The sequence below is a fragment of the Anaerotruncus sp. DFI.9.16 genome, assembly GCF_024461615.1.
Taxonomy (GTDB): domain Bacteria; phylum Bacillota; class Clostridia; order Oscillospirales; family Ruminococcaceae; genus Anaerotruncus; species Anaerotruncus massiliensis.
This window is the reverse complement of the sequence record NZ_JANFZX010000128.1, coordinates 1-1,319: the sequence shown is the minus strand read 5'-3', so window position 1 is coordinate 1,319 and position 1,319 is coordinate 1. Positions and strand designations below refer to the sequence as shown.

1 protein-coding gene is annotated in these 1,319 nt (G+C 61.6%); it reads right to left on the bottom strand.

The features are described 5' to 3' along the window. Positions 1 to 41: 41 nt before the first annotated feature. Positions 42 to 1,076 carry a spermidine/putrescine ABC transporter substrate-binding protein gene (locus tag NE609_RS17290; RefSeq protein WP_101553003.1) on the bottom strand — a complete coding sequence of 345 codons (1,035 nt, stop codon included), beginning with the start codon at positions 1,074 to 1,076 and terminating at the stop codon, positions 42 to 44. Positions 1,077 to 1,319: the final 243 nt, after the last annotated feature.

Here is a 1,319-nt window from a genome sequence, read left to right as displayed (position 1 = left end):
CCCCCCCCCCCCCCCCCCCGCCCCCCGCTTTTTTATGGGGCTCAGCTCTGCTTGAATTCCGTCCAGATGTCGTTGAAGAGGGCGGTGGCCTCCTCGCCGACGTCCTTGATCGACTCGCCGCTGCGGATCGCATCGTCGGGGATGACCAGCAGGGGATTGGTGATATAGGGGGTCGCCGCCGAGTTGCAGCTCCCGTAGAAGGTCTGCTCGGTGATGCGTGCCGAACGCTCGCCGTCGAGGATGAAATCGAGGAAGGCGTGCGCATTGTCGGCGTGGGGGGCCTTGGCGGGGATAAAGACCGCGTCGATGCCGAATCCGACGCCCTCGGCGGGATAGACCGTCTTGAGCTCGGGATTCGCGTTGAGGGCGGTGATCACCTGGGAGGTGAACATGTAGCCGACCGCCGTCTCGCCCGAGATCATGAGGTTGTAGGGGGTGTTGTAGTCAAACGCCCGGATGTTCGGGCGCAGGGTCATCAGCTTCTCCTTGGCCTGCTCCAGCACGGCGGGGTCGGTCTCGTTGAAGCTCTTGCCCATCGTTTTGAGGGTGATGCCGATGATGTTGCGCGCGTCGTCCATCACGACGACCGAGTCCGCGAACGCCGGATTCCACAGGTCTTCGTAACCCTTGATCTCCACGCCGCCCGTCATGGCGGGGTTGTAAATGATCATCGGCACGCCCGCCGAATAGGGGACGACATACTGGTTGTCCGGATCGAAGAAGGTGTTCTGGTAGGTCGGGTTGATATTTTTGAAGTTGGGGATTTTGGATTTATCGAGCTCCATCAGCAGGCCCTGTCCCCGCGCGATATCGATGATGTAATCGCTCGCGAGCACGATGTCGTATTCGCCGCCCGATTCGAGCTTCATAAGCATCTCCTCGTTCGACTCAAAGGTGCTGTAATTCACCTTGATGCCCGTCTGCTCGGTAAACTCCGCGAGGATATCGTCGGGGAAGTAGGTCGCCCAGGTGAAGACGTTGAGCACCTTTTCATCCGCTTTTTTCCCGCAGGCGCCCAGCGAAAGCGCCAGCACCGCCGCAAGCAGCAGCGCGAGCGCACGTGTCCATTTCCGCATGGTAAGTCCCTTCTTTCTTTTCTGTTCACTCTGATCTATGATTGCAACCGCCGTTTGCGGTGAATCGGCTTCTGATTTTGCCGCCCGGCGGGCGGCGGGGGGGGTGCCGGGACCTGCCCCGGCGGGGATTTTTCGCGCCCCTTCGGGGCGCTCCAGATGTGCCGCCTGCGGCGGCGGAGATTGCCGGAACCCGCCCCGGCGGGCGGGCCGACTTCTTGCACGCCCAAGAAGTCGGCGGAAGAA